A 26,432-nucleotide genomic window follows, 5' to 3' on the forward strand; every position below is an offset into this window, starting at 1 on the left:
AGGATTATGGTGAGCCGTTGGATTGGGTTAGGGTTGGGAGCCTTGCTAGCAGTGTTACCGCTGATGGGGTTTGCCTGGAAGCACGGGCAACGACCCGAGCGGGAGAATGTGGAGCGGCCATTATTTCGGGGAATAACCTATCGCAGAGAAGTGCGATCGCTCCCTCGTCCGCTTATGGTTCACATTGTTGAGATTGATCTGATGGAGCCAGGCATCCGCGTGCAGGTCACGCCGGGGAATGTAGCCGAGGATCGGACGGAAGTAACGGCCCGCACAACCAGCGAATTTTTGCAGGAATTTCGTTTGAAGCTGGCGATAAATGCCAACTTCTTCTATCAGTTTCGAGAGGCAACCCCGTGGAATTTTTATCCCCAGTCAGGGCAGCGAGTGCATGCGGTGGGAGAGGCGATCGCCAACGGTACCCCCTATTCCAAAGCCGAGCCATCCTGGCCCGTTCTGTGCTTTGCAGCCGATAACCTCGCACAGATCCAAGCCGACACCTGTCCTACAGGAACACATCAGGGGGTTGCAGGCAGTCATTTGCTTATTCAGGATGGTCAGCCAATGCCACTGAGCGAGTATGACATCGACCAGGGATTACATTCGCGAACCGTTGTGGCGTTGGATGCTGCAGGAAGAACGCTGTGGTTGGTGGCGATTGACGATAAGCAACCTCGCTACAGCGAAGGGGTAACCTCCGCCGAAATGGCAGAGTTGCTAATGGAATTGGGGGTTGATACAGCGTTAAATTTAGATGGTGGCGGGTCTACAACATTGGTTATGGCAGAAGGAGAGCGTTCGGTTGTGCTAAATGCTCCCATTCACACCAAAATTCCTATGCGAGAACGACCTGTAGCGAATCATCTAGGATTTGATGCAGCTCCACTGCCATAACTCGATTTCAAAGCGGATGATTCTTCAACCAGAGGTCGCATTACATATCAAATGGAATCCAGTACGCAGAACCGTTCAATTTGCGATTTAATAGGCCTGCTTCAAACATTTCTCGTCGGAGTAGAGCCGGATCTTGAAAGCGATGATACCGGTTGAGAATGTAGTTAATTTCTTTTTCGGTATAGAACAGAGTCGGGTCAAATTTGGAAATGAGATACTGCAAAACCAGGCGTTGAGCTTTGCGATTGCGTCTGGAAGGCCACGCTGTAACACAGCCAGATTCATCTAGAAATTGGGCGATCGCCTGCCACTCATCCATAAATTCATTTCTCTCTAAAAAGCTGATTAAAAAGTGTTTGAAAAGGTGAGGTTTTTCATACTCTTCGGTAGAGACTCAAGCTTTTCAAACAGGTTTTTAGGATTATGCATTTAACGACCTGTAATTACAAAAAGAACTACAGGTTATTTTATTTGAACATGCTCGCCATTTTTCTCAAGCCATTGATTTTGCATGCACGTCCCGCACCCAAAACCAAGGGCTTGAGAAAGATGGCGAGGGTTTAATTGGAGTTGCTTTGATTGAGAAATGGAAAGCTCCCTTTTTGAACCTGTAATAGGACGTAGTGGACCAGAAGAACTGCCCCCCCCTATAAAAATTGCAGCAGTGGTCATGGGCGTACCGCGATCATCTACCTTTAAAAGGGTTTGAATGGGATCACTTGTAAACCGTTGCACCTGTTGAACATCGGTTTCAATCTCGTGGCGATTACGGGAACTGAGGGGAGTTGTGATCTCCCCACCCTTGGTTGTCAAAATCAGGTGGTAGAGCGTGTAAGAGGAATCGCTTCGACGCCTTCGACGGCGAACCCGTCGTTCTTCATGGAGCTGGGCCGACACCAGGGACGAGGACGGAAAACCACGTACCATTTGGGTCTTCCCTAAATAGTTGTACTGAGTTATCCGGCATACCCCTCCTTGAGTAGAGAGCGACCTCTCACACGTCAGCCGGTAACCATCTGATGAATAAAGCGCGGCCAGCAAGGCCACCAACACGCCAACGCCATAGAATAGTAGATTCCGGGGGGTATTGGGGTAAATAGACGTCCCGGCTGCCCGCTTCTGAGTTTCCGATACCTTGGAGTGGCTGGCCCAACCACATCCCGCACATACCTGTCGCCCGCTCGACAGAGGCGCTCCGATTGGCCGGGAGCACTTTGGGCACTCATGCACCGTCATAGGGAAAAGGCTCCGAATCGGCGAAGGGGAATGGCTGTCTTCAGAATACCCATTGCACTCAGGATGCTTTAACCGAATCAACCTCAATTCGGTTAAAGCATCCTGAGTGCTCATTTAGTGTGCGGTCTGCGCACCCCTTGAAAAAGTCCTGAACGCGAACTCAGGAGAATTAGTTCTGTTGATCCTGAGCAACGGCCCGTAACTTTTCGTAAAACATCGAAATTTCGGGATCGGGCACAAATTGGTGAATCGGATGTTGAACCCCTTCCTGGTTCTTCCCCCATGAATTTTCACGGGTTAAGAGTTCCAGGCCAGAGGACGAGTCGTCTGTCGCTGGGATAGAGCTGTCAGCATTCTGCTCTAACGCTCCCAGAGAAATTGCCTCCAACTCCCGCTGTGGAGAGACCCCCTCAGATAAGGGTAGTTCGATAGGTTCTGGTAGCTCAGAGTGCTGAGATTCATTAGCTACAATTTCGCTAACAACCGATGGTTCTTCGGAAACTCCCGATTCAGCAGGAGTGCCAGTTGTATCAGCTGCAGAGAAATCAGATAGCAATTCTTGGGTAGAAATACGGGAAATATTCCCACAGATCATCCGCTCAAATTCGAAGTTGAAGTGATAAATAGGCTGGCCGCGCCGCTTCCAAATGGCTAAGATCTGCCCCACCGAAACAGACTTATAGCGGCCCTGATACAGAGCTTCTACCACTGCTGCCCGTACCCAGATAGCCGGATAGCTGCGCAGCCAATAACCGACCAGTTGTTGGGCACTAAAAGCGCCCACATCAAAACCATACCGATCAAGTAAATCGGCTGCCGCAATCGCCGTTGGATCCTGGGATGCTTCCATCATAATTGCGATGGCCCATGCAGATTAATCGTTCGAGAGCGGAACACCCGACTCTACCGTAACAGCCCCCGTCGGCCCTGAGAAGGGATCCCGTAGGTTATTCCAATCAAATTCATTGATTTGTAGACTGAGGGAACCCGATTCTCGTATCGGGCTATAACGGAGCGTTATGGAATAAGTTCGACGGCTGTACTCCAAAGTATAAACGGTGTCGATAGGATCGCTCCGATCCAGGTTAAAGGAAGCTTGAACTCCAAAACGGAAAGGGCCATAGATTTGTTGCAAAAATCCAAGAGACAACACGGTCCGATCAACAGCCCGGTCGAATCGGAACGGCGATTCCCCTTCCCCAAGAGTTTCTGAGAAGGTCACATTAAATGCCGTATAGTCCAGTGTGTTTCGTGCGAAGTGGCCAAACTGCCCTCGCAGACTCAGGCTACCGGTCAAAGTCGCCTGAGTATCATCACTGCTGTACGCACTAAAGACACCCCGCGCGCTACCGACTAACCGCAGGAACGGAACAACAGGCACAGAGGTAAAGCGTAACCCCTGGTCCCGAGTGCTGGGTAACGGCCGCCCCTGCCAAAGGGAGAACCCTCGACTCAATGCCACACTCCCCTGAGCCCGGTACAATCTAACAGGAGCAATGCGTCGGCGACTTTCTATCAAATCGTCTCTGTCTGTGTTAGCTCTAATGTATTGTGCACCTGCTTGATAGCTCAGGTTGATACGCGAGTCCCCCAGCACAAAGTTTGGTGAGGTGAGGACGAAGCCAAGACTACTATCGACCTCCTGGAAACCAAGAGAACCATTGAAGAATCGATTGCGGTAAGCATACTCTAAGCTGAGTTGGTGGTTGCCAATGCCCTGACGCAAGCGCAGACTAGTGCGCACCTGTTCCTCCAGATTGTCAAAGGCTAAGCTCTCCAATACGGCTCGCCAAGTGAGGATGGTTTGGGGGCCAAACTCATAATCAAGGCGAGTGGTCAGCCCCAAGCTGCTAGGGTCGAAAATGTTGAAGCCATTATCTTCAACAGCCCGCTGCACCAAAATCAGCGGCGAAATAGAAAAATTCGCGCGGCTTGTAGATATGAGGTTGATTGGCCGTTCCAGGAAGAATCCGCCTAAGTTATCGTCATAGCCAATCTGAGCCAGAGGCGTATTATTGCGCCGTTCGCTGGAAATAATGATGCGGTCTTGAAATAGAGGTAGCCGAAAATTCTGGTCAAAGACAACTTGGGGGTTACGAGCCCGTATTTCAGCACGTAGAGGTGAGAGCCGTGTGTAGGTGACATAGGGCGATCGCAACTCTAGTTCGGGCGGCGAAAAGGGGTCGTTGGTCAGGCGTACATTGGTGGCAGTCCAGCCATTGGGATAGAACTCTGCCGTGTCTGCCTCAAATCGAAAACGCCGAATTTCTCCACCAAACTGGCCCAACCCCAGAGCCCCGCTGCCTCGACCTGCCGTCCCAACTCCTATCTGAATCCCACCCTGCCCAGCAACCGGATTATCGGGTTGCCCCTGGGTGATCGTACCCGACAACGGACGACTCGGCAGAGCCTGAGCGCCGACGTCATTCGGAAGAATTGTCAGATCTTGCCCTGAGGTCGGCAGGTATACTTCTCCCCGTACCCCGGTAACGTTACCTGCACCCTGAACGATGTTGTAGTCCAGGCGATTGCCCAGCAGGATCTGATCCCCTCGGGTAAAGACGACATTGCCTTCCGCTACCGCTTGCCGATTGCTCATATTAATGCGCATGCGATCGGCCGTCAGCACTGCCTGCCGGAAGCGCATCTCCACATTACCCTCGGCGTAAAACACCTCTCGCAGGGTGTCATAGTCCAGGTAGTCGGAATCTATCTCTAGAACATCGGGAGGGAGGGCGACTGTTACTTCGTCTGTCGCCTCGCCCGTGGGTGAAGCGGCCGTAGGATCGCTATCCTCATTCTCTGCATTATCGGTATCAGGGGCAGTATTTTCCTCTGAAGCATTTCCCTCGGGAGAGTCATCTACTCCGTCAGGGGAGACCGTTTCGCTATCATCTGGACTCGGTTCCTGCGTCTCCGTGTCGGAGGTTTCGTCATCGGGCACCTGCAAATCTTCGGGAATCCCCGTTTCTGCTGAACCGGGTTCATCCTCCTCTGGAATGGTGAGGATTTGTCGCTGGGATACATCCTGTCGGCTCTGGGCCACAATCGTAGCACCCGAAAGTTGCTGCAATTCCTGCAGCATCGGTAATAACACTGTGCTTCCAGCCAGGCTCACCACCTGTTCCTCCCCCAGCGACTCTTGGCGGGGGGCGGCAATGGGGGTAACCCCAACAGAGATCTCGGGAGGTGGCGCTACTGGAAAAAGATCATCCAGGCTAATTCCAATGGGCCCACCCAACTCAGAGGCTCGACTGCGATCGCCCGCCAGGTTCGCCTGCTCTGAATACAAGGGCGGAATGGGATAGCTTTCGCGCCGCCGAAAAACAGGACGTTGACGTGGCGAAGCTTCCTCTGCCGGCACCGGCTCCCCAGGGGCCGGAGCGCCTGCCTCAGAATAAAGGGACGGGATGGGCCCGCTCCCAAACTGCCGGGGAACGGATTGCGATTGGCTTGATGCGATGTCTACCGGGTTTTCTGTAGAGGTGGCCAGCGCAGGCACTGCTTCAGCCCGGTTATCGCGACGGCGCGGTGGTGGTTCGTTCAGGACGGTGGCGTCTGGCTCAGAAGGTGCCTCTGGAATGACAGGTGCTGCTGGGGCGACCACCGAAGCATTTGCCGCCTCCTGGCCATGGTGAGACCGAAGCCTATCACCGGAGGTGCTGGCTTCAGGCGCGGCCACTTCAGGCGCGATCGCCGCATCCACAGCCTCAGGGCGGCGGTAGCGAGCGCGAGCAGACGGCGTGTTCGTTGATTTGTCTAGCGCGGCGATCTCAGGGGCGATCGCAACCGTACGGGGTGTATCAGGTCGATCGTAGCGGGGACGGGGTGCAGCCGGTGTCTCAGCAGGAGCAGAGGATACTGCACTGGCTGGGGCTGAAGGTTCAGGGACATGCACCCGCTCCACCACCAGAGGATCCTGTATAGGAGTGTCTGGTGCTGCAGGCTGATGGGCCGCCGTAAAGGCTTTGTTGGCCGTCTCCGGGGACAGGACATGAACAATAGGGGGTGGCGCTGGCGGCGGAACCGAATGGGGCATACCTCACACACACAGACAACAAAATAGCCCTAAAGATAGGGCCTGGAAGTTTCGCAGAACCATGGTTAGGGGTCTGCGATCGCAAGCTCTCTGGAATTATTCCAGATCCTGACGATTTGGGTTGCGAGCCGGATCATTTGACAGAAAACCGAATACAAACAGCGCAATAAAGAAAGAAACAACGATATAAACAACGACTTTGAGCGTCAGCATGGGATCTTCTCAAAAAACAGGCTCCCTTATCTTATAGGAAGATGGGCCTGATTTTGCAGGACATGCTTTAGGACGCTTTAGCGCTGAAATTGTTTCCACCAGTGCTGCAATCGAGTCACCTGATTCTCCAGCCACAACATACCCCGATCTAACCATTGCAGCAGGCGCTCTAGAGGGTGCTGCTCATAGGCGACTAATTGAGCCTGCGTCTCAATGTAGGGTTGCAGGGCATTGTTGATTTGAGTTGAAACCGTTGTACTTTCTCGGCTATGGGGTATAACCGTTCCCTGCCCTGTAGCCGACACCAATGCCGTTTCCGATGGTTCTGGCTCCTGGCTCAGCAAGGCACCGGGGCCAGCAGCAACCACAGGCCACCGGGACGGCGAATATATTAGCGCTTGGGAATTCTGGACAGGCTCATGGGGTAAAGCGGCGAGTTCTGCTTTCTCAAGGGTGGAGAAATAAAAGGCTAAGGTTGCTTCCTGAAAGAGATCAACGGCGATCGCCACAGCACTCCGCTGTTCCCAGGTCATCAGTTGATAAAACCACTTCACCGGGGCCAGCAAGTTGTCCGATATCAAGGGCGGAGGAAGGGGGAGCACTCGAGCTTCTGCCAGGGTTAGTTCGCGGCGATCGCGCCAATAATCTGCCAGGGCATCAGCAATGCGCCGTCGCAAGAAATCATGCTGGTCTGGAGTCAACACATCCAGAACTTCGTTCTCCGGAGAAATCAACACCAGGGAACGGGTTTCCAGACTAGAGGCAAGGGCACGGACTGTGACAGTAGGGGCTGCCACAGCAGACGATCCCTGGCCTTTCGCCATAGCTAAAGTGCCAGGGAGGGCTCGGGATTGCCTGGATGGAAGTTGCCCTAAAACCTCATCTGCAAGCGGCAAAGCCAGGGGTAAGCCCAGTTCTTCCACGGCCGCCAGGGCTCTAAAAATGGGGGTTGAAGCAGATAGGGGTTTTGCCGGAGGAGAGGTCGGTTGCCCAGTGACACGGCGAAAAGCTGCCACCAAAGCCTTGAGCGGGGAGCGGGGACTATGGCTCGCCTGGCTCAGCTGACGAGAGGCCATGCGCAGGGATTGGAAGCCAACATAAATGGGATACAGCAACACCTGCGCAGTCCAGGTAGCAGCCATGCGAGTATGACGCACCAAACGTTCGAGGCGATCGCGCAACTTGAGACTCTGGCGAGAAATCTCGCTCAGCACACGGCTTTGGAAACGACCAGAAGAGGGCATAGGAAGCAATCTGAGCGGTGACCTCGCCTCTAGACACGGTTCCCGCAACCCTTTAGAGTTTGTTTGAACAAGCAGGGCGTTGATTGTTTGTTGGGCAAAGCCACGATCAACGCTTCAACCATTCCCTTGAGTGCGAGTCCGCGCCCTACAGCGCATTCTGACCTGATCTTATAACCTTTGGCGGGTTAGTTAGGGCATCAGACGTGAGTGGGGCAATACCTCCACCCACCCTAATGCCCTAACCCTACAAGATTAATGACTCAATCAACTGCCGGACAGCCGAACCTTGATGTCGCAAATTCCCCTCGGGGCGTAGAGGAGGCGATCGCTCACCTGCGAGCTCTCACCCAACAGGACGTCCAGTCGTTTTGGCGCGAGAGTGGCCAGAACCTCTCTTCCGAGCAGGCCACTCAATCCGACCTGTGGAGTGAGTGGGCATCCGTTACTCTCAATGCCCGCCGTCATGTCGCCTGGGAAAAGGGACGTCGGGTGCGGTGGCTGGGGCTACGGCTCCAGGTACCGGAAACCCTGGCGGCGTATCCCCTACAAGGATTAACCCTGCGCCTGGCCCTAACCTGGTGGGCAGAGTCAGCTCAGATCTTTATCGATGGGCAGTTGGTACAGGAGGGCGATTTATTTGACTGCTCCGCCCGAATTCTTTTGCGGGAGGCAGTGCGGCCGGGGGAGTCGATCGCTGTTGCCCTGCGCCTGATCAGTCCAGGCCATGATGATGGCGCTCTGGTGCGCTCCGTTTGCTTATACGAGCGGCCCGACCATAGCCTGGAACCCTGCCCGGAACCTGGGTTTGTAGCCGATGAGCTGGCCGTGTTACAGCGCTACACTGAAGCGTTTGCCCCTGATCGGGTAAATCTGGAAGAGGCTGTACGATCGCTCGATTGGCTTTGTGTGGGCGATCGCCACAAATTTGATCAGGAATTGGTAAGGTTGCGCGATCGCCTCCTCCCCCTCAGTGGGGCGCTGAAACAGCGACAGATCACGCTGCTCGGTCACGCACACCTGGATCTCGCCTGGTTATGGCCCGTCAGCGATACCTGGGATGCAGCCGAACGCACCTTTAAGTCAGTGCTGCAATTGCAGTCAGAATTTCCTGAGCTCATCTTCAGTCATTCCTCTCCCGCCTTGTATGCCTGGTTGGAGGCCCATCGTCCTGCGCTGTTTGAGGCAATTCGGCAGCAGGTAACGACAGGCCGCTGGGAAGTAGCTGCGGGACTGTGGGTAGAACCCGAGTTTAATGTCATTAGTGGCGAATCCCTGGTGCGGCAGGTGTTGTACGGGCAACGCTATGTGGAGCAGAAGTTTGGGCGCAAGAGTGCGATCGCCTGGCTGCCCGACAGTTTTGGGTTCTGCTGGCAGTTACCCCAAGTTCTGCAACAGGGCGGCGTCCGTTACTTCGTCACGCAAAAGCTGCGGTGGAATGACAGCAACCCCTTTCCCCACGAAGCCTTTATCTGGCAAGCTCCCGATGGTACCCCTATTTTTAGCCTGCACTCTGCCCCCATTGGGGAAGGCATTGACCCTATTAAAATGACGGACTACGCCTGCACATGGGAACGTAAGACTGGGCTGACAGAAGCCCTCTGGCTCATTGGAGTGGGTGATCATGGCGGTGGCCCCAGTCGGGACATGCTGCACCTGGCTCGCCGCTGGCAGCGATCGCCCTTCTTCCCCCAACTCGTGTTCGATACCGCCGAAGCGTTTCTCGATCGCGCCCAGGCCGCCATCCAGCCAGAAAACCTGCCCCTCTGGAACGATGAGCTTTACCTGGAGTACCATCGTGGCTGCTACACCACCCACGGCGACCAGAAAGCCTGGAACACTCACTGTGAAGTAAGCCTGTATGAAGCAGAGCTGTGGGCTTCAATCGCCACTTACCTCGATCGCCAACCCTTTCCTGCCCTGGCATTAGAAACCGCCTGGAAACAAGTTTTATTCAACCAGTTCCACGACATTCTGCCAGGTTCAGCCATTACCCAGGTTTACGACGATGCCAACCCCGAGTGGGCAGCAGCGGCGGAGACAGCAAGCCAAATTCAACAGGAAGCTTTGCGGGCGATCGCTCAGCATATTGCCCTACCTGACCCACCTCATTCTGAAGCCCGTCCTGTTGTAGTATTCAACGGGCTAAATTGGGTACGTTCTGAGGTCGTTACCCTGGACCTACCCTTAACCGGAGAAGACTGGCAAGTGTGGGATTTAGAGGGACGAGCGATCGCCTCCCACGGTCAGCCATCTTCCGACAAGCTAACACTCTCCTTTCAAGCCAGTGCGGTTCCGGGTGTCGGCTATCGGTCATTCTGGTTAATTCCCTGCCAGCAGGGAGCAGAAACGCAGCCCTCTGGATTTCCTCCCTCATTTCAATTAGAAAATCAGTATTTACGGGTTCAGGTTGATCCCCGTACCGGTTTCCTGGCAAGCATTTTCGACAAACGCCAGGGACGGGAAGTATTAAGCGGCCCCGGCAATGAACTTCAAGCCTTTCAAGACAGTGGCCAGTATTGGGACGCCTGGAACATTGACCCCGCCTATGAACAACACCGCCTCCCCGCCCCCCAACTGGCAAAACTGGAGGAGGTGCATCAGACGGCCTTAGGTTCTAGCATTCGCGCCGTCTGGAAGCTTGGCCAATCCCAATTAGAGCAACGGTATCGCTTACCTGTTCATTCGGCGGTGTTGTACATCGACACCGAGGTGGATTGGCAGGAAACTCATGTGCTACTGAAGGCAGCATTTCCAATTGCGGTTGTGGGCGATCGCTTCACCCGCGAAATACCTTTTGGGGCCATGACCCACCCCACCCAGCCCGTTACTCCCGAGGAGCAAGCCAAGTGGGAAGTCCCGGCTCTGCGCTGGGTAGACATGAGTGATCAACAGTCTGGCGTCAGCCTGCTAACCGGGTACAAGCATGGGGTGGATGTAAAGCCGGGGCAAATGCGGCTATCTTTACTGCGCAGCCCGTTGTTTCCCAACCCGATAGCGGATCGCGGTCATCATCAGTTTACGTATGCGATCGCCCCCCACTCCGGCTCCTGGCAAACGGCACAAATTGTTCAGCGGGCTTATGAATTAAACCAGCCCATGGTGGCTTTTGTAGAGAAAAACACCCCAGCCGTTTCCCCCACCCTGCCATCCATCCATACCCTGCTTAAACTTCCTGGAGAAAATCTCATCCTGTCAGCCCTGAAGCTGAGCGAGGAGCATTCAAATCGTTGGATTTTACGATGTTATGAATGCCTCGGAGAGGTCGGCGCTGGCCTAGAAGCACAGTGGGCTATACCAACTGGAACAGCAGATGTCTCGAATCCTCAACCTCTCACGCTAGAACCTATCACCCTCCTGGAAACATCTGACGAGACGCCAGATACTCAGAGCACTATTTCGCTACGGCCCTGGCAAGTGCAAACCTTCCAATTTGCACCTCCGTCACCCTATAGCGCTGTGCGCGTTGATTAAGTAACCTGAGTTCGGGTTAAAGGCGTTTTCGAGTGCCGCGCAACGCGCGGCACTCGAAAACGCTCATTTTGGCGTGCACATAGTGCACGCCAAAATGAGCACTTCAGCTTATCCCGAACTGAGGTTAAGTACGGTGTTGTGGGGCACGTCATCCCCCACCCAAAACACCGTCGCTGTATTTAATGCACTTGCACATTGCTGTAGTGCTTGCAGCAGTTTTTATGGATACTCCCTGCGGAGAGTTCAGGTCTGGGATTTTCCAGCTCAGTAAATTTTCTGATTTTTCAGCTGTAATTCAGCCGTAGCAGGTTCTTCAGCCTACAAAGTTCAATCTAGTTGAACATCTGGATAAGTATACTGAAAAGTCAGTGCCAAAAACTGAATATCAGGTAATCTTCCTTACTCAGTACCATGTTTCCAGTTTTAGTCTCCACCTCTCTAAAGCCCTCTATACGTTCTCAACAATAGGGAAAAAGTTGAGCCTTTTTGAGAGTGTCAGATTATCATTTGCAGCAGGGTATATGGCGTAACGACATTTACTTTGGTTCAGTGCTTTTAAGCCTTTCGCTTAAGTGCTGCTATTGGATAAAAACGGTTTGTAAGAATAACTTGCTCCCATAAGGAGCGTAGCCCCTGTGGCAGGGGGAACTCCAGATCAACTTATTTTTACAAAACTCGTCGAAATTATTTCATCCATTCAGAAAGCGTTGAGCGATTCCCTCATCCATTGCTTTTTTTCACCTCCTGCACGTATCTCCTATGTTTCCATTAGTACTTGAATTAGCAAACCTCGACGGGACGAACGGGTTTGCTATCAACGGCGTTCAGATTGGCGATCAGCTCGGCACTGCGGTTGGCGGTGCAGGGGATGTCAATGGTGATGGGTTGCAAGACTTTATCGTGGGAGCCAGTACTGCCGATCCCAATGGCCTTAGTTCAGGCCAGGCCTATGTTTTATTTGGTCGTCAGGGTGGCTTCCCCAATAACTTCAACATATCAGCTCTTAACGGTAGCAATGGGTTTCGGATCAACGGACTCGCCGAACTCGATTTAACGGGCTACTCCGTTAGTGGAGCAGGAGATGTCAATGGTGATGGCCTGGGCGACATCATCATTGGAGCTTACGGGGCCGATACGACGGCTGCCAGTGCAGGCCGCAGCTATGTCATATTTGGACAGCGTGAAGGATTTTCTGGTGACCTGGAACTATCGACCCTCAATGGCACCAACGGTTTTGTTTTGAATGGTATTGACGCCGACGACTTCTCTGGCTTCTCGGTCAGTGGAGCCGGGGATGTGAACGGTGACGGTCTAGATGACCTTTTCATCGGAGCCTATGGAGCCAATCCTAATTCCTCCCTCGTTGGCCAGGGCTATGTGGTCTTCGGCCAGCAAGCTGGATTTGGAGCAAACCTCACGTTCTCAGCATTAACTGGCTCCAATGGATTCAGAATTACAGGCATTAGCCCAGAAGACCAGGCTGGTTATGCGGTAAGCCAAATTGGCGATGTGAATAACGATGGGATTGATGACCTGCTCATTGGCGCTCCCAGTGCCGATCCAAACGGTTTTTCTTCGGGGCAAGCCTATGTTGTATTTGGGCGCTCCGGTGGTTTTCCGGCCAACCTGGGGTTGTCTGCCTTAAACGGCAGCACTGGGTTCCGCATCAACGGCCTCAGCGAGGAAGGCAGGCTGGGCTCTGCGGTCAGTGGTGCTGGCGACTTTAATGGCGATGGTATCAACGACTTTATGGTAGGTGCCCCAAATGCTGACCGTAACACCACGGCATCGGGGCGCGTTTATGTAGTTTTTGGGCGATCGGGAGGTTTTCCAGCCACCTTTAACCTATCGGAGTTAAATGGCACGAATGGTTTTGTGTTAAATGGTGCCGCTGGAGAAGACCAGGTGGGAGCTGCCATTTCGTCTGCTGGGGATATCAATGATGATGGTTTTGATGATCTTCTGATCGGAGCCCCTGGGGCAGATCCCAATGGGTTATCCTCCGGTCGAAGCTATGTCGTGTTTGGACGGACTGGTAGCTACTCAGCCCAACTTGATTTAAGTGATTTAGATAGTGCCGATGGGTTTCAGATCAACGGCATCAGTGCAGGAGATGAGTCGGGGCGATCGCTCAGCCGCATCGGCGACGTCAACGGCGACGGCGTTGACGATCTGATTATTGGTGCCCCCAATGCAGATCCCGACGGCAACTCCAGCGCTGGCGAGAGCTATGTCATTTATGGGCAGCCCGGACCGATTGCAGGTCTGGTGTTTGAATTACCAACCGTCAATGCTACAGATTTGGATCGGGGCATCAATGTCAATCTGGAAACTGGAAAGCTACAGATTCTCGTGGGTTCCCGTCTGATAGACCGCGCCTTCGCGAATTACACAGGGATTCGGGGCAGTAATTTCCAGGATCAGCTGCTGGGCAGTGGCGTGCGTAACTTTATTACGGGCAACGGCGGTGGCGATCGCATCCGAGGCTTTGGCAATAATGATCGCCTGATTGGTGGGGCTGGGGCTGACACCCTCTTCGGAGGCGCCGGAGACGATCAGATTGGGGGCAACACAGGTAACGACCAGCTGATTGGGGAAAATGGCAATGACTCCCTGGTTGGTGGCAGCAACAACGACAACCTGGTTGGTGGTGCTGGCAGTGATAAGTTATGGGGGGATATTGGTGCCGATCGGCTCCAGGGCGACGGGGGAAGCGATCGCTTCCGCTTCGGCATGAGAGAGGCCTTCAGCCGCACTCGCATGGGTATTGACCGGGTTGTAGATTTCCGTGTGGGTATCGATAAAATCGTGCTCGACCGTACGACTTTTACCAATTTCAGAAGCAACACTCCCAGCTTTACAAGGGTGCGAAACCTTGAAGAAGCTGCCCGTAGCCGGGCGCTCATCACCTACGTACGGAGTGAGGGGGCGTTGTTCTACAACGCCAACGGGCGCCAAAACGGATTTGGCTCGGGTGGGCAGTTTGCCCTTCTACAAAATCAGGCCGCACTGACAGCGGCTGACTTTGTCATTCAGGCATAGTTCAATCGGTCACAAGTTTACTAAGTATGGTGGTGTAGGACATTCTGTGCCCTACACCACCGTTTCCGTAATGAACGTATCTGCACAGTGCTGTATAACGAGTTCTAGAAATTTGCTGGTGAAGACTATATCTCTTTTTCTTAAGAGATCCACGGAATTTTACCTGCTTTCAGGTTGAACTCTCCATAATAAGAATCTAAAAGTCTGGGGCAGGTTTCCCATGCTGGATCACGCATTGACCCATTTGTCGAGCGATCGCCCAGAGGCCATTTCCCTTCATGACCGTGTTCAAATAGCCCTGGCGATCGCCGATACTCCTCTCCTCAAATCCCTGCTGACCCACTGCACACCACCGCTTACTCAGCCTCATCGTCTGGGATCGGTGAAAGCATCCATTGGGGTGCCCTTTGAGGCACGCCGCACAGTGGATGGAGTGGTCGAATTCGAAGTCATTCACTCCGTCCTGGCGGAATCTCCTCAAGAAATTGAGGAGCACATTGCTGCCACGACGGCCCCCCATCTGGTGAAGCGCGAGTACCTGATGCTAACCCGCTGTGAGTCAGAAACTCATTGCTTAGGGAAAAAGCTTTCGTTGGCTCAAGCGATTACTATACTTGGCACGTCCGGCTTCTCTCAGGAACAGGTAGACGACATTATCAACTTACCCGCTGAGGCCTGGCACCGCTCCTGGTGGTACGGCCCCGATGAGTTTGGTAACTTCACCGAACCGTTCATGCGGATGATGCGGACCATCCGCTTCACCGATGGCACGTTCGAGCTGCACTATAAAGATTTTTTCGCTCAAAATAAACCCACCGTCTTTACCAGCCAGGAAGAACGGGTCTTGATTGAAATCAAAACGGAACAGCGCAGCTTCCGAAAAACTCTAGATCACATCAACCTGGCACGCACTCAGCTGGGGATCACCCATGCCATTCTGATCTGTGACGAAATTTCAGAGCTGGAAGCCCGAGGTTTCATCAGCCAGGGCATTAGTATCTACACCGCCCAACAACTTGCCCTCCAAACCCGGGCCGACTGCTCCCTCTGTGCCAACCACGACTGTCCCCTAAACGGCTGCGAAGATTCTGGCGTCACCATGTGCCGGCGCTTCTACCTGGACGCCACGCCTGTTTCCTGAATCTTGCGATCGCTCGTTGAGAGAAGGTGAGAGCTGAGCTCTCTCCTCTAATGATCCTGCATCTATAACCTGCAATTCTTTTTGTAAGAGTGATGGCTTTACATCCCTCCCACAAAAGAATTGCAGGTTGTTTATTTGTAATCCTTAGTAACGCTGAGTTCGGGTTAAGGGCGTTTTCGAGTGCCGCGCGTTGCGCGGCACTCGAAAACGCTCATTTTGGCGTGCACATAGTGCACGCCAAAATGAGCACTTCAGCTTAACCCGAACTGAAGTTTAGTACATCTACTGAGAACCCACGATAAACCATTTGCCGTTCCGGGAACTTTAACTTTGGAGCGTGCTTTAGGTGTTTCTTCGTGCGCTTCGACCCCAAAGAACAGACTCTCGTTTTCTCCAGGATTAAGCGTATGGGTTCTTGCAGCGTCCGTCGCCTATTTTTCGGTGGGTTGGCCCTTGCCTTCACCGTAAGCCTACCTGGAACTGCTCTTGCCTCCTCTCGATGGAGCCTAGAGGAAACTCCCATTCGTCTAGCCCAAGCTCAGCCGTCTCTTGATGAGCAAGCCAGTACCCTGATGAATCAGGGAGCTCAGCAATTGCAACGGCGACAGGTGCAAGCAGCACTACAATCCTGGGAGGAAGCCCTGCGATTGTATCGGCAATCGGGTAATCGGGTCGGTGAAGGACGCATTCTGGGAAACCTGGGCGCGGTGTACGAGGCCCTGCAAGACTACCCTCAGGCGATCGCCGCCTTTGAGGAGAGCCTGGAGCTTGCCCGCAAAATTGATGACTACGAGGGGATCGTCTACGCCCTCAATAACCTGGGCCATACCCACGAGCGAATGGGGAACTACGCTGAGGCCCTAACCTATCAGGAAGAAGCCCTCACCCTGGCTGAGCAACAGGGCGATCGCGAGGGAGAGCAGTACACCTTAAATGCCCTGGGCATCCTTTACAAATCCACGGGAGATTATGACCGGGCGATCGCCACCTATGAGCGGAGCCTGGAACTAGCCCGCCAGGACAATAACCGTCAAGGTGAGGCTAACGTCTTGGGCAACCTGGCCAACGCCTACACCGATCGCGGCAATTATCCGCAGGCAATTGACCATTACGAAGCCGCTTTAGCCCTCTTCCGTGGCCTTCAGAACACAGCCGGGGAAGCCGCCGTATTGCAACGCCTGGGAAATCTGTATGGAGACCTGGGCAATCCTAGTCGGGCCTTCAGCTATTACGACGAAAGCCTGACGTTGGCTCAAACGATTCGCGACACTAGCCTGGAAGCTTACATCCTGGGTAGCCAGGGTCAGCTATATCGGCAGGAGGGGGAACTGGATAAAGCCCAGGAACTCTTGCTAGGTGCGTTGGAACGATTGGAGCGCCTTAACGAACGCGATGGGGTGAGCACAGCCCTGATTAGCCTGGGCAATGTGGCTGTCGATCAAGGCAATTTACCCGCAGCTCAGGATTACTTTGAGCGCAGTCTTAGCCTGATGCGGCAAATGGGCGATCGCCGGGGTGAAGGCATTGCCCTGGGTAGCCTGGCCCTCGCCGCTGATATAGCTGGAGACAATACCAAAGCGATTGAGCTATATCAGCAAAGTATAGAGTTATCGCGGGGAGTGGGCGATCGTGTTCGGGAAGGGCAGGGCCTCAGCAACCTGGGCATTGCTCAGTACGAACAGGGAGATTTAACCGATGCAGCCAATTCGTTACTGGACGCCGTTGAGATTTGGGAATCTCTGCGGCCGGGTCTAAATGAGGCGGATCAAGTATCACTGTTTGAGACGCAGATGTCGGCCTACCGGGTGTTGCAGCAGGTACTCATTGACCTGAAACGCTACGACGATGCTCTGGAAATTTCCGAGCGAGGACGAGCCCGTACCTTTGTCGAACTGGTTGCCCGCCGCTTCTCGGCCCAAGCCGCAGAACAACTAGACACGGCACCCCCAAACCTGGAGGAGATTCGGCAGATTGCCCGGCAAGCAGACGCAACCCTGGTGCAGTATTCGCTGTTAGTGGGCGATCGCATTGCCATCTGGGTTATCCAGCCCGACGGCACCATAAGTTACCGGGAAACCAGCCTGGCCGCAGTAGATGCAGAGGATGCCTCCGTTCAAGAACTCGTGGAAGACACCCGGGTAGCCGCCGCTCAGGGGCGTGGTCGAGCTGCCACAGCCCCCATCCTGGACAGATTAGTTCGGGGCACGCGGGAAGCGGTCTTGGAAAACACCGATAATAGCCGGGCTACTGGCCCACCTCCCGATGCAAGCACCTCTCGCCGCTCTAGCCGACGCCTGCAACGGCTTCATCAACTGCTGATCGATCCCATCGTTGATCTACTGCCCACAGATCCCGAGAAACGGGTCATCTTTATTCCCCAGGGTTCTCTCTTCCTCGTCCCCTTTGCAGCCCTTCAGGATGAGAACCTGTCTTATCTAATCGAGCGCCATACATTACTCACTGCCCCAGCCATTCAGGTATTAGGACTGACTCACACCCAGCAAGAGCGGTTAGCCTCCCAACCCGCCGCTAATCCTGCCCTGGTAGTTGGCAATCCCGTTATGCCCACAGTCGGTAGCCCGCCAGAAACCCTGCCCCCCCTTCCCAACGCGGAAGCGGAAGCACGGGAAATTAGCCAACTCTTACACCATTCAGCACTGGTGGGGGCGCAGGCTACAGAAGGGCGAGTGGTGCAACAGATGGGGCAATCTCGCATCATTCATCTGGCAACCCATGGGTTTTTAGATGACGTAGAAGGGTTGGGCGTACCGGGGGCGATCGCCCTCGCTCCCAATCCAGGCGATGATGGCCTGCTCACCGCCAACGAAATCCTCAATCTTAATCTGCACGCCGATCTGGTTGTACTCAGCGCCTGCGACACTGGTCGAGGCCGCATCACCGGAGATGGAGTTCTGGGCCTCTCACGCTCATTCATTGCTGCTGGCGCGTCAAGCGTCGTGGTGTCCCTCTGGGCCGTTCCTGACGACGCCACGGCTGTCCTAATGACCGCGTTTTACCGCAATCTCCAGCAAAACCCTGACAAAGCACAGGCCCTCCGTCAGGCCATGCTCACCACAATGCAACAATATCCCTCCTCCCGAGAATGGGCCGCCTTCACCCTGATTGGAGAAGCCGAGTGAGGAGGTGTAATGATTGGATGAGGTGAATTTAAATTCACCTCATCCAATCATCCACTCATCCACCCCTTTACCCAATTCCCTCCACCCGATACCCTATAAGGGTGACACCTTATATATGGATAGACTTCGTTCTATGAAAGGTTTTCGGTCAGTTTTGATGTTACTGGTGGCGGCACTCGCCATCTTCATGGTTAGTTGTAGTGGTCAGCCCGTTGCTAAAGGCCCGCTTTATACGACCGACCAACTGACCCAAATCGAGACGTCGTTGGCAACGGTTCAAGACTTACGGGAACGGATGTTAGAAATTCCCAGTCTGGTGCAAAAGGGCGATTGGAATGACGTACAAACATACATTCATGGCCCCTTAGGGGAACTGCGATTTAAGATGAGCAGTCTGGCTCGTCAGTTACGTCCTGAGAAAGCTCAAAAGGAAGCTCTGGAAGCAGCCCGTGATGTATTTGAGCATCTCAATACCATTGATGAAGCAACTGTCTCCAATGATCGCATTAAGGCATTGAAGAACTACAACGAAGCACTTCGTGACTTTGATACCTTCTTGAATTTGATTCCAACAGCTTAGGCCAGCATCTTAATTGTCTTGCAGCCGACCTTTGCGGTTCAGCAAGGCATTCCCATCAGGCAGGAGGCATCTCCTGTCTGATTTTTTAATCGTTAGATAGCCTTACACAGTTTGGTTAGGACATGTGTATGACACGAGTCATCATCGTCGGGTGCGGCATCATCGGAGCGACGATCGCCTACGAGCTTTCCCAGATTCCCTCCCTCACGATTACGGTGCTGGATCAGCAGCCTCCTGCTCAAGGTTCGACTGGAGCCGCACTGGGTGTTCTAATGGGGGCTATCAGCCACAAGGTGCGAGGACGGGCCTGGCAGTTGCGCGAGTTTAGCCTGCGTCGTTATGAAACGTTAATTCCAGAATTAGAGACCGCTACCGGCACGCATATCCCATACAACCGACAAGGGATTGTGCTGCTGCGCCTGGACGAAGACAACGAGGCGGGTTGGCGATCGCTCGCAGAAACCCGCCAACAACAAGGCTGGTCGCTGGAACTTTGGGATGCGGCTCAAATGCAGACCCATTGCCCTCAGGTCGCCCCAATAGTTCCAGCCGTCTACTCCCCCCAGGATCGACAACTGCATCCGGCTTACCTGACAGAGGCTCTGGTAACAGCAGCCAGAGGACGTGGAGTCACATTTCTGCTGAATACTCCAGTAGAGGCCCTGGCTCTCGATATGAATATATCCGAGTGTCGGGGGGTACACACTCGGCAGGGGTTGCAGGAGGCAGACTGGATTATTTTGGCGTCAGGGCTGGGCACAACCTCATTAACTCAGGATTTAGAGACACCCCTGGCTGTAGGGCCAGTCTTAGGACAGGCCGCCCGCCTGAAGCTATCCCAACCAATGGGCCATCCTGACTTTCAGCCAGTCATTACCGGGTACGACATTCATATCGTTCCGTTGGGGCAGGGGGAATATTGGGTTGGGGCCACAGTGGAATTTCCCCCGGATGGGGGAGAACTTGCTGTCAATCCCGAGAATTTGACACCCGTACTGGAGGGGGCGACCGCCCTCTGCCCTACCTTAGCCCAGGCTGAGATTGTGCAAACTTGGTCCGGTCTACGGCCTCGCCCCTCACAGCAGCCTGCGCCCGTAATCGAGGTTATACCGGGAGCGACCAATGTGATCCTGGCAACAGGGCATTACCGGAATGGGGTACTTTTAGCTCCAGCTACAGCAGAGCGCGTTAAAGTATTGATGGGATTGGCTACCGATTCCCCCCTGCTTTAACCCTTGCATTTGGCTATCCCCCAAGAGGCCAAATCTTAATGCTTCAGGGGATAGACGCTCAATTGCTCTCTTAGGCGTAATTATTTGTAAAAGAACCCATCCCCGGTCAGAAATGAACTTCTGCTATGTTCATAAACAATCTGGGGAATGCTGATCCTCAAATGCTCTTAATGAGCAAAAGCTATCGGCCTCACAAGGGCCGATATTTGTCGCACCCTCGTATTCGAGTAGAAGCCCGTGAACTGGCCTGACGCTCACTCTCACACCTCCTGTCATGCTGCGGACTCTGATGCAGCCTCCAGCACATTGCCCTGCCCGAGGCGACGACTCCGGTGGGGAGTGAAGGCGCTCGGTTCCCTAGCCTGTAGTACGTTGCTGGGGTGGTTGCTCGGTGGCACTCTACCCGCTGGGGCCGCTGAACGATTAACGGTCAAGGCGGGTCCGTTGCAACAGAGCGTGACGGTTAAAGAGCTAAGCCAGTATGCCAAAACGGGGGATGTACCCGATTCGCTGCGATTGTATGGCTGGCTTTTGAACGATCAGGCCCGGCAGCTTTTAACCAGCCGGGTTCCTCTAGAACCGACTGTGGGGCGTGAGGTGGTCAGTGATTTGCTGCAAACCTCTGCGGGCGATCGCCTCCTCAAAACCCTCGAAACCATTCTTCCCCAAACCAAGCGTGCTGATCTGTTTAAGGCACTGACAGAAGCGGCTACCCGGCCTGAAGGGTTGACCTTTCTGGGTTTTATGCAAAAGCTCCCGCAGAAGGAGGTAACCGTTGACCTTACGGCGCTGTTCACACTCACCTCTGAGATGAACTTGCCCTACTGGCAGAGCCAGTCTCTCAGCTCGGTTCTGGAGCGGGAACTGACGGTGCCCCAGGCGGCGGCCTTTGCCCATGAACTAGACCCCACTGAAAACGGCTACCTGTGGGTACGGCGGCAAACTATGGTGCTGCGCGATCGCGATCGCCATCGCACCATCCCCGTTGACCTTTACTGGTCACGCCACAGTTCAGGGCCACTCGTGGTCATTTCCCATGGCTTTGGGGCCGATCGCCGATTCATGGGTTACCTTGCCTATCATCTGGCTTCCCATGGTTTTACCGTGGCGGCCTTGGAGCATCCCGGTAGTAACGTTACCTGGTTGTCGGCCGTTATCAGTGGGCGCGTCCTCAACAATAGCTTTATTAATCTATTACCCGCGTCGGAATTCATTGACCGCCCTCGGGACGTCAGTTTTCTCCTCAGCGAGTTACAGCGCATCAATCACAACCCTGGCTATCTCCAGGGCAAGCTCAATACCGATGACACCATTGTGATTGGCCACTCTCTGGGAGGGTATACAGCTCTGGCTCTGGCAGGGGCAGAACTAAATTTGGATAATCTCCGCCAGTTCTGCAACGGGTCGAAAGAGTTTGGCCTTTCTGTAGCCGATTGGTTGCAATGTACAGCCGTAGATTTGCCTAAAGATGTACCAGATCTGCGCGATCGCCGGGTGCGCCGTATTATCACCCTCAACCCCCTCATCGGCCGTTTATTTGATACATCTAGCCTGGAGAAAAACGTTCGCATTCCTGTGCTGATGGTGGCCTCTACTGCCGACGCCATTACCCCTGCGGTGAGTCAGCAGCTCCTGCCCTACACCCATCTCCATGGAGATGAACGTTATTTGCTCACGGCCATTGGCGCAACCCATCTCAGTGTTGGTGATCCAGAGAATCTAAATCCCGCTCTCAGTCGCAGTCTGTTTGCTCGGGAGCGCGGTAACGATCAAACCGAGGCTTTACGACGCCTTCTGCAAGGGGTAGCCCTGTCCTTTGCTAAGCAGGAAACTCCCGAAGCTGCCCGCTATCGGTCTTTTTTAACCCCCGCTTACGCCCAGTCCTTTTCCACCGAAGCCATAAAACTGCGGTTGAATACTAAAGTGCCACCCAAGCTGTCGAACTGGCTGCACATGGCGGCAATGCCCCTGGATCAAATGACCCTCACCCCTGGCCCCGAACAGCCCCAAAAGGCTCGGGTGCTGACGTTTACCTATGCTGGCATCACATTCCTGTTGCTCGGGGTGCCCGTAGCCATGTTTATTTTGCCAGGTAGTTTTCCCCTCTCGGCGGGGCGTTTTTTCCGGCAAAACCGCCTGAAAATGCTGCCACCACCCAAACATCAGGAATCTGAGGAGGATCCTTCATAACCTAATATTTTTTTACAATAGACCTCTTGCATGAATCGTTGCATAACTTGAGTTCGGGTTAAGGGCCTTTTCGAGTGCCGCGCGTTGCGTGGCACTCGAAAAGGCTCGTTTTGGCGTGCATTATGTGCACGCCAAAATGAGCACTTCAGCTTATCCCGAACTAAGGTTACGTAGCGTTAGTTGAAATTTAGCCCACTGATAATTTTAGCCAGGTGGGGAAGAAACTGTTGGGTCTTCTCTTGGCTAGAAAAGGAGCCTGCGGGGTCTTGGCTAATCATCCCTGTGGCAATGACATATAACGTCGTGCCATCCGTTGCCATATATCCAATCGATCGATCAATCAATGCCCCATTTTCATGGGTTGTGGTGAAACCATATCGTAAGCCTGGTAGGTTACCAACAGCGGTCTCTTCCGGGGGCTCTGATGTGAAACGGGTGGTTGGCATCCCTATTTGGCGATCGCTCCGAATCGTTTCATAATGCAACTCAATCCAACGCCGCAAAGCGGGGATAGGTTGGCCTCCTTCCTCTGCCAGGATGTTGCCAAATTGTGATCCTTCCACAGGTTCCGTAAACAGTTCGACGGTACCGACGATCTCATCTCCTTCATAGACGCAGAGCAGTGTGGGGTTTACACAGGGCTCAACTCGCCAGCCCTCAGGAGCAGAAGTTTCTCCTAAAATTTGTGACCAACTAACAGGAACTGATGACGGAGCAACCGCCCCAGGAGCGGAAGCTGTGTTTCCGGGGGACGAAACGGCGTCAGGTGAAGGTGGAGCGGGTTGGGGACGCATTTGTAGATCAGCACAGGCCATCAGCCCGAAAGGAATAACGAGAAGGCCCAGGAGTGACAAAGAACGAAGCGACGGTTTCATAGAAAATGCTGGAATGAATGGGTTGACGAATCAAATCTCTGGGTACTCCTATCCAGTAAGGGAAGGAGTCTATTACGGCTACCTCTAGAGATGGCTTACGTCGATTCTCATCCGGCTGCAGCAATATTCAGCCAGCGTTACCAAAACCGATACGATTTGAACCAATGAGAATTGCTGCAAATATTCAGTTCGGTGTAAGGACGTTTTCCGATGAGCAAAGGCATATCCCTGGCTCATCGGAAAGGCTATAGATTGGGCGGTATGCCGCACACATCGACATACCGCCCAATCTATACAGCTTCAAATTAGAAGGGTATCAGCCACCATTCTCTTAATGACGTTTGCCTAAAAAGCTAAACAGACCACCTCCTGGAGAGGCTTTGGCAGATTTATCTGAGGATTTTGCCGCAGATGTACCCTTCCCGGTGCTGCTTGCTTCAACGTCAACGCCTAGTTTGGATGCGTACTTTAGGGCCAGAGTGTCTTTAGGGTTGAGTTTTAACGCCTGACGGCAGTGAACCCGGGCCATCGTGGGCAAATCTTGTTTGAGGTAAGCGATCGCCAACAACGCATGGTAATTACTGCGGTTAGCGTTAATTTTTAGAGCGTCCTTCAGTTCACGGGTTGCCGATGCCCAGTTGGCATTTTGAGCGTAAGATTGTGCCCGGTTGAAGTGCCGCTCGGCATAATCGATGGCCTCGGCCTCGGCCTCCTTTTTCTCAACAAAGGCAACCTTGGGATGTGCTTGTACCGGAGGTGAAGAAACCAGACCCGTGCGTTTTTCACGAATGATGGGTTCTCCCATCTTCAACCGTAAATAAACGAGGTTCAGCTCCTCTAACTGAAGGGTGGCGCTATCAAACCGCTCCAACGGGATAAACTGAGTTTCCGCCAGACGAGCGATCGCCTGTTCGTAAAACACGTCAATGTTGGATGGCTGTGTACCCATCAGTTCCAGGGCGAGCGCACTTTTCGGCTCAAGAGGGGTTTCGCGCATTGAGCGGCGAACCCGGAAACGAAGCATCGCCAGGTTCTCGGCGCGCCCCTTATCTTGCTTTAGCTTCTGATAGGCAGGCCCAACTATCTTGGCGAAGAGTTGGGTAGCCAAATTACGAACCTCTGCATCGGCCCCTACATATCCGTCTGGGTGAAGCAGTTTCGCAATTTCTCGGTAGCGCTTCAATACGCGGCGATCATCTGCTGTCACAGACAAGCCCAAGACCGCATAGGGGTCTTGAAAGCGATTGAGCCATTCAGTTGAAAAGGGGACCTGCGACATTACACCTGCGTCAGTAAGGTTTGAGGTGATAAATAACCTTTATGGATTGCCCTGATAGTGACAGAATCCATACCGTAAAACTACATAGGAGTATACAGAAAAATCCTGCAACAAAGATAATCCCTGATACCAGAATCAGAATTCCTATCTAAATTCTAAGCGGGCTTTCAAATTAAACTGAATACATTGCGGATTTTACGGATTTTTTAACAGAAGAACAGTCAAATTTATTTCCTGACGCCGACCGTAAAACTCCAGACATCCCTTTTGGAAAGAGTTTTAGAATTTTCGCTATGATCAAAGCCAGTTCCTGACAGTAACAATCTCCTTTACATTTCCCCCGCTTCTATGGAAACAAAGGCAAAAAGCCGTTGGACGGCGATCGCCCTGGCTCTAGCAGGTGTCATCCTCCCTGGCCTGCATAAATTCTATTTGCGCCAACCCGGATGGGGGCTAGCCTATATTGTCTCAAGCGGATCAGCTTTAGGACTGGTTCCTAGAGCTGCTAGCTTTTTTGAAGCGCTCTGGTATTTTTTTCAGGGGCAAGAAGCTTTTGATCGTAACTTTAATGGCGAAACCTTACCTTCTGTAACGCGTCCTGTTGATACGGCTCAGATCGGTGCTGTTGCAGATGCTCTTCGAAAAATTGACCAGCTCCGGCAGGATGGTCTGATTTCTGAGTATGAATTCGAACAAAAGCGTCGGCAGTTACTCGATCGAATTGGGTGAGGAAAAAGGCAGAGAATCGAGGGTTGAAGGAAAGAAAAATTATCGAGGAAGCTATCTGAAGAATTGGCAGTTCAAGTTCTCCCCGCGTTACTGTCCAACCCTGCATATAAACCGCATCACTAGCCCCTTCTGCTTTGCGCTCTATGTCCTGGTCTAACTTCTTAACTCAACTTAACGGAGCCACCCGGCGTCAACTTCAACCACTGCGATCGCGCCTTCAGCAAGATCCTTACTACCGCTTCCAATCGTTTGAAGAAGTAACCCTGGCCGCAGAGTTAGGCATTGGTATTGATGTAAACCGGGCAGAAGTAGACGACTGGCTACGGTTACCAGGAATTTCTATTCATCAAGCCCGAACTCTAGTAGCGCTGCGCAAGTCGGGAATTCAGTTCCATTCTCTGGAAGACATCGCTGCGGCGCTAAGTCTCTCACCCCAGCGAATACAGCCTCTGCTTCCTGTGCTTCAGTTTTGCTATTACGACCCTTGTAGCCCCTGTACCATCCCCCTGACCAATCTCAACACGGCTTCAGTGGAAATGTTGGGACGTATCCCAGCCGTGGATCTATTTTTGGCGCGGGCGATCGTTCAAAATCGTACCCAACGAGGAGCTTACCGCAACCTGGCTGATCTACAGCAGCGCCTTCAACTTCCCCCTTCCCTCACAGAGTCACTAATGCACTATATCTGTTTCTAAATAACCTCAATCTGGGCTGAGCCCAGAGCACCTCTCGAGAAAACGTCAGGTTAGGTAGGTGGTTGCAAAGCTTGTACAAACAGGAGAGGGGCAAGGCGAAGCCCTGACCCTCTCCTGTTTGTACATACCGCCAAATCGCTTCATACAGCGCTTTTCAGATGCTTAAAATCTGGTTGTTTTTGTGAGAGCCGTGCGGAGCACGGCTCTCAAAAAAACAACTGTGGCTGATTCAAGCGCAAAGCGCTGTAACTGTGTGTAGAGCTTATCAGAAAGTAAAAAAGCGCCCCTTAGGGGCGCTTTTTCAATCAGACGATTAGCAATTAACCGTTGATAGCAGGAGCGGTCAGAGCGACAGGAGCAGCCTCACCAGCAGCCAGGTCGAGGGGGAAGTTGTGAGCGTTGCGCTCGTGCATCACTTCCATACCCAGGTTC

Annotated in this window: 18 protein-coding genes and 1 pseudogene; 10 read left to right on the forward strand and 9 right to left on the reverse strand. The window is 53.3% G+C overall.

Features of this window, described 5'->3' with window-relative positions; all coding sequences use genetic code 11:
• Window positions 1–6: 6 nt before the first annotated feature.
• Entirely contained in the window at window positions 7–894 is an 888-nt protein-coding gene (locus tag NDI52_RS23985) for a phosphodiester glycosidase family protein (RefSeq protein WP_190772169.1), read from the forward strand.
• A 40-nt stretch (window positions 895–934) separates the two neighbouring features.
• Here NDI52_RS23985 and NDI52_RS23990 read toward each other — a convergent pair whose 3' ends face one another.
• From NDI52_RS23990 to NDI52_RS24015, 6 genes are all read right to left on the reverse strand, one after another.
• The gene (locus NDI52_RS23990; protein WP_190772168.1) at window positions 935–1,213 is read right to left on the reverse strand and encodes a DUF2087 domain-containing protein; all 279 of its coding nucleotides are present in this window, start codon (window positions 1,211–1,213) and stop codon (window positions 935–937) included.
• 143 nt (window positions 1,214–1,356) lie between these two features.
• Window positions 1,357–2,130, reverse strand: coding sequence for a hypothetical protein (locus NDI52_RS23995; protein ID WP_190772167.1), 774 nt, complete (start codon window positions 2,128–2,130; stop codon window positions 1,357–1,359).
• 169 nt (window positions 2,131–2,299) lie between these two features.
• Entirely contained in the window at window positions 2,300–2,983 is a 684-nt protein-coding gene (locus tag NDI52_RS24000) for a hypothetical protein (protein WP_190772166.1), read from the reverse strand.
• Window positions 2,984–3,004: 21 nt separating this feature from the next.
• Entirely contained in the window at window positions 3,005–6,169 is a 3,165-nt protein-coding gene (locus NDI52_RS24005) for a DUF3769 domain-containing protein (RefSeq protein WP_190772165.1), read from the reverse strand.
• 96 nt (window positions 6,170–6,265) lie between these two features.
• Window positions 6,266–6,382: a photosystem II reaction center protein I gene (locus NDI52_RS24010; RefSeq protein WP_190772164.1), complete on the reverse strand. Its 117-nt coding sequence runs from the start codon at window positions 6,380–6,382 to the stop codon at window positions 6,266–6,268.
• 77 nt (window positions 6,383–6,459) lie between these two features.
• A complete protein-coding gene (locus NDI52_RS24015) occupies window positions 6,460–7,626 on the reverse strand; it encodes a hypothetical protein (RefSeq protein WP_190772163.1) in 1,167 nt (388 codons plus the stop codon).
• A gap of 255 nt (window positions 7,627–7,881) precedes the next feature.
• On the opposite strand from NDI52_RS24015, the gene NDI52_RS24020 reads away from it, so the two are divergent.
• The 7 genes from NDI52_RS24020 (at window position 7,882) to NDI52_RS24050 (ending at window position 22,422) form a co-directional block, all read left to right on the forward strand.
• Complete coding sequence (locus NDI52_RS24020) at window positions 7,882–11,097, forward strand: alpha-mannosidase (RefSeq protein WP_190772162.1); 3,216 nt, start codon at window positions 7,882–7,884, stop codon at window positions 11,095–11,097.
• A gap of 759 nt (window positions 11,098–11,856) precedes the next feature.
• Entirely contained in the window at window positions 11,857–14,139 is a 2,283-nt protein-coding gene (locus NDI52_RS24025) for an FG-GAP repeat protein (RefSeq protein ID WP_190789278.1), read from the forward strand.
• Window positions 14,140–14,359: 220 nt separating this feature from the next.
• The gene (locus tag NDI52_RS24030) at window positions 14,360–15,280 is read left to right on the forward strand and encodes a hypothetical protein (RefSeq protein WP_190772160.1); all 921 of its coding nucleotides are present in this window, start codon (window positions 14,360–14,362) and stop codon (window positions 15,278–15,280) included.
• 407 nt (window positions 15,281–15,687) lie between these two features.
• Complete coding sequence (locus NDI52_RS24035; RefSeq protein ID WP_190772159.1) at window positions 15,688–18,420, forward strand: CHAT domain-containing tetratricopeptide repeat protein; 2,733 nt, start codon at window positions 15,688–15,690, stop codon at window positions 18,418–18,420.
• Window positions 18,421–18,553: 133 nt separating this feature from the next.
• Entirely contained in the window at window positions 18,554–19,000 is a 447-nt protein-coding gene (gene psbQ / locus NDI52_RS24040; protein ID WP_190772158.1) for a photosystem II protein PsbQ, read from the forward strand.
• Window positions 19,001–19,128: 128 nt separating this feature from the next.
• Window positions 19,129–20,232, forward strand: coding sequence for an FAD-dependent oxidoreductase (locus NDI52_RS24045; RefSeq protein ID WP_190772157.1), 1,104 nt, complete (start codon window positions 19,129–19,131; stop codon window positions 20,230–20,232).
• A gap of 237 nt (window positions 20,233–20,469) precedes the next feature.
• Entirely contained in the window at window positions 20,470–22,422 is a 1,953-nt protein-coding gene (locus NDI52_RS24050) for an alpha/beta hydrolase (RefSeq protein ID WP_190772156.1), read from the forward strand.
• A gap of 176 nt (window positions 22,423–22,598) precedes the next feature.
• Here the strand turns inward: NDI52_RS24050 and NDI52_RS24055 are convergent, their stop codons facing one another.
• Together NDI52_RS24055 and NDI52_RS24060 are read right to left on the reverse strand one after the other, a co-directional pair.
• A complete protein-coding gene (locus NDI52_RS24055) occupies window positions 22,599–23,297 on the reverse strand; it encodes a hypothetical protein (RefSeq protein WP_190772155.1) in 699 nt (232 codons plus the stop codon).
• A 331-nt stretch (window positions 23,298–23,628) separates the two neighbouring features.
• Window positions 23,629–24,576, reverse strand: coding sequence for a J domain-containing protein (locus NDI52_RS24060; protein WP_190772154.1), 948 nt, complete (start codon window positions 24,574–24,576; stop codon window positions 23,629–23,631).
• A 348-nt stretch (window positions 24,577–24,924) separates the two neighbouring features.
• Here NDI52_RS24060 and NDI52_RS24065 point away from each other — a divergent pair, with 348 nt between their 5' ends.
• Both NDI52_RS24065 and NDI52_RS24070 read left to right on the forward strand, forming a co-directional pair.
• Window positions 24,925–25,305, forward strand: coding sequence for an SHOCT domain-containing protein (locus tag NDI52_RS24065; protein ID WP_190772153.1), 381 nt, complete (start codon window positions 24,925–24,927; stop codon window positions 25,303–25,305).
• Between the two features lie 143 nt (window positions 25,306–25,448).
• Complete coding sequence (locus tag NDI52_RS24070) at window positions 25,449–26,000, forward strand: ComEA family DNA-binding protein (RefSeq protein WP_190772152.1); 552 nt, start codon at window positions 25,449–25,451, stop codon at window positions 25,998–26,000.
• A gap of 320 nt (window positions 26,001–26,320) precedes the next feature.
• Here the strand turns inward: NDI52_RS24070 and NDI52_RS24075 are convergent.
• Window positions 26,321–26,432, reverse strand: a pseudogene (locus NDI52_RS24075) (photosystem II q(b) protein); the annotation flags it as partial.

Source organism: Leptolyngbya sp. PL-A3 (assembly GCF_039962325.1).
GTDB lineage: Bacteria > Cyanobacteriota > Cyanobacteriia > Elainellales > Elainellaceae > Vacuolonema.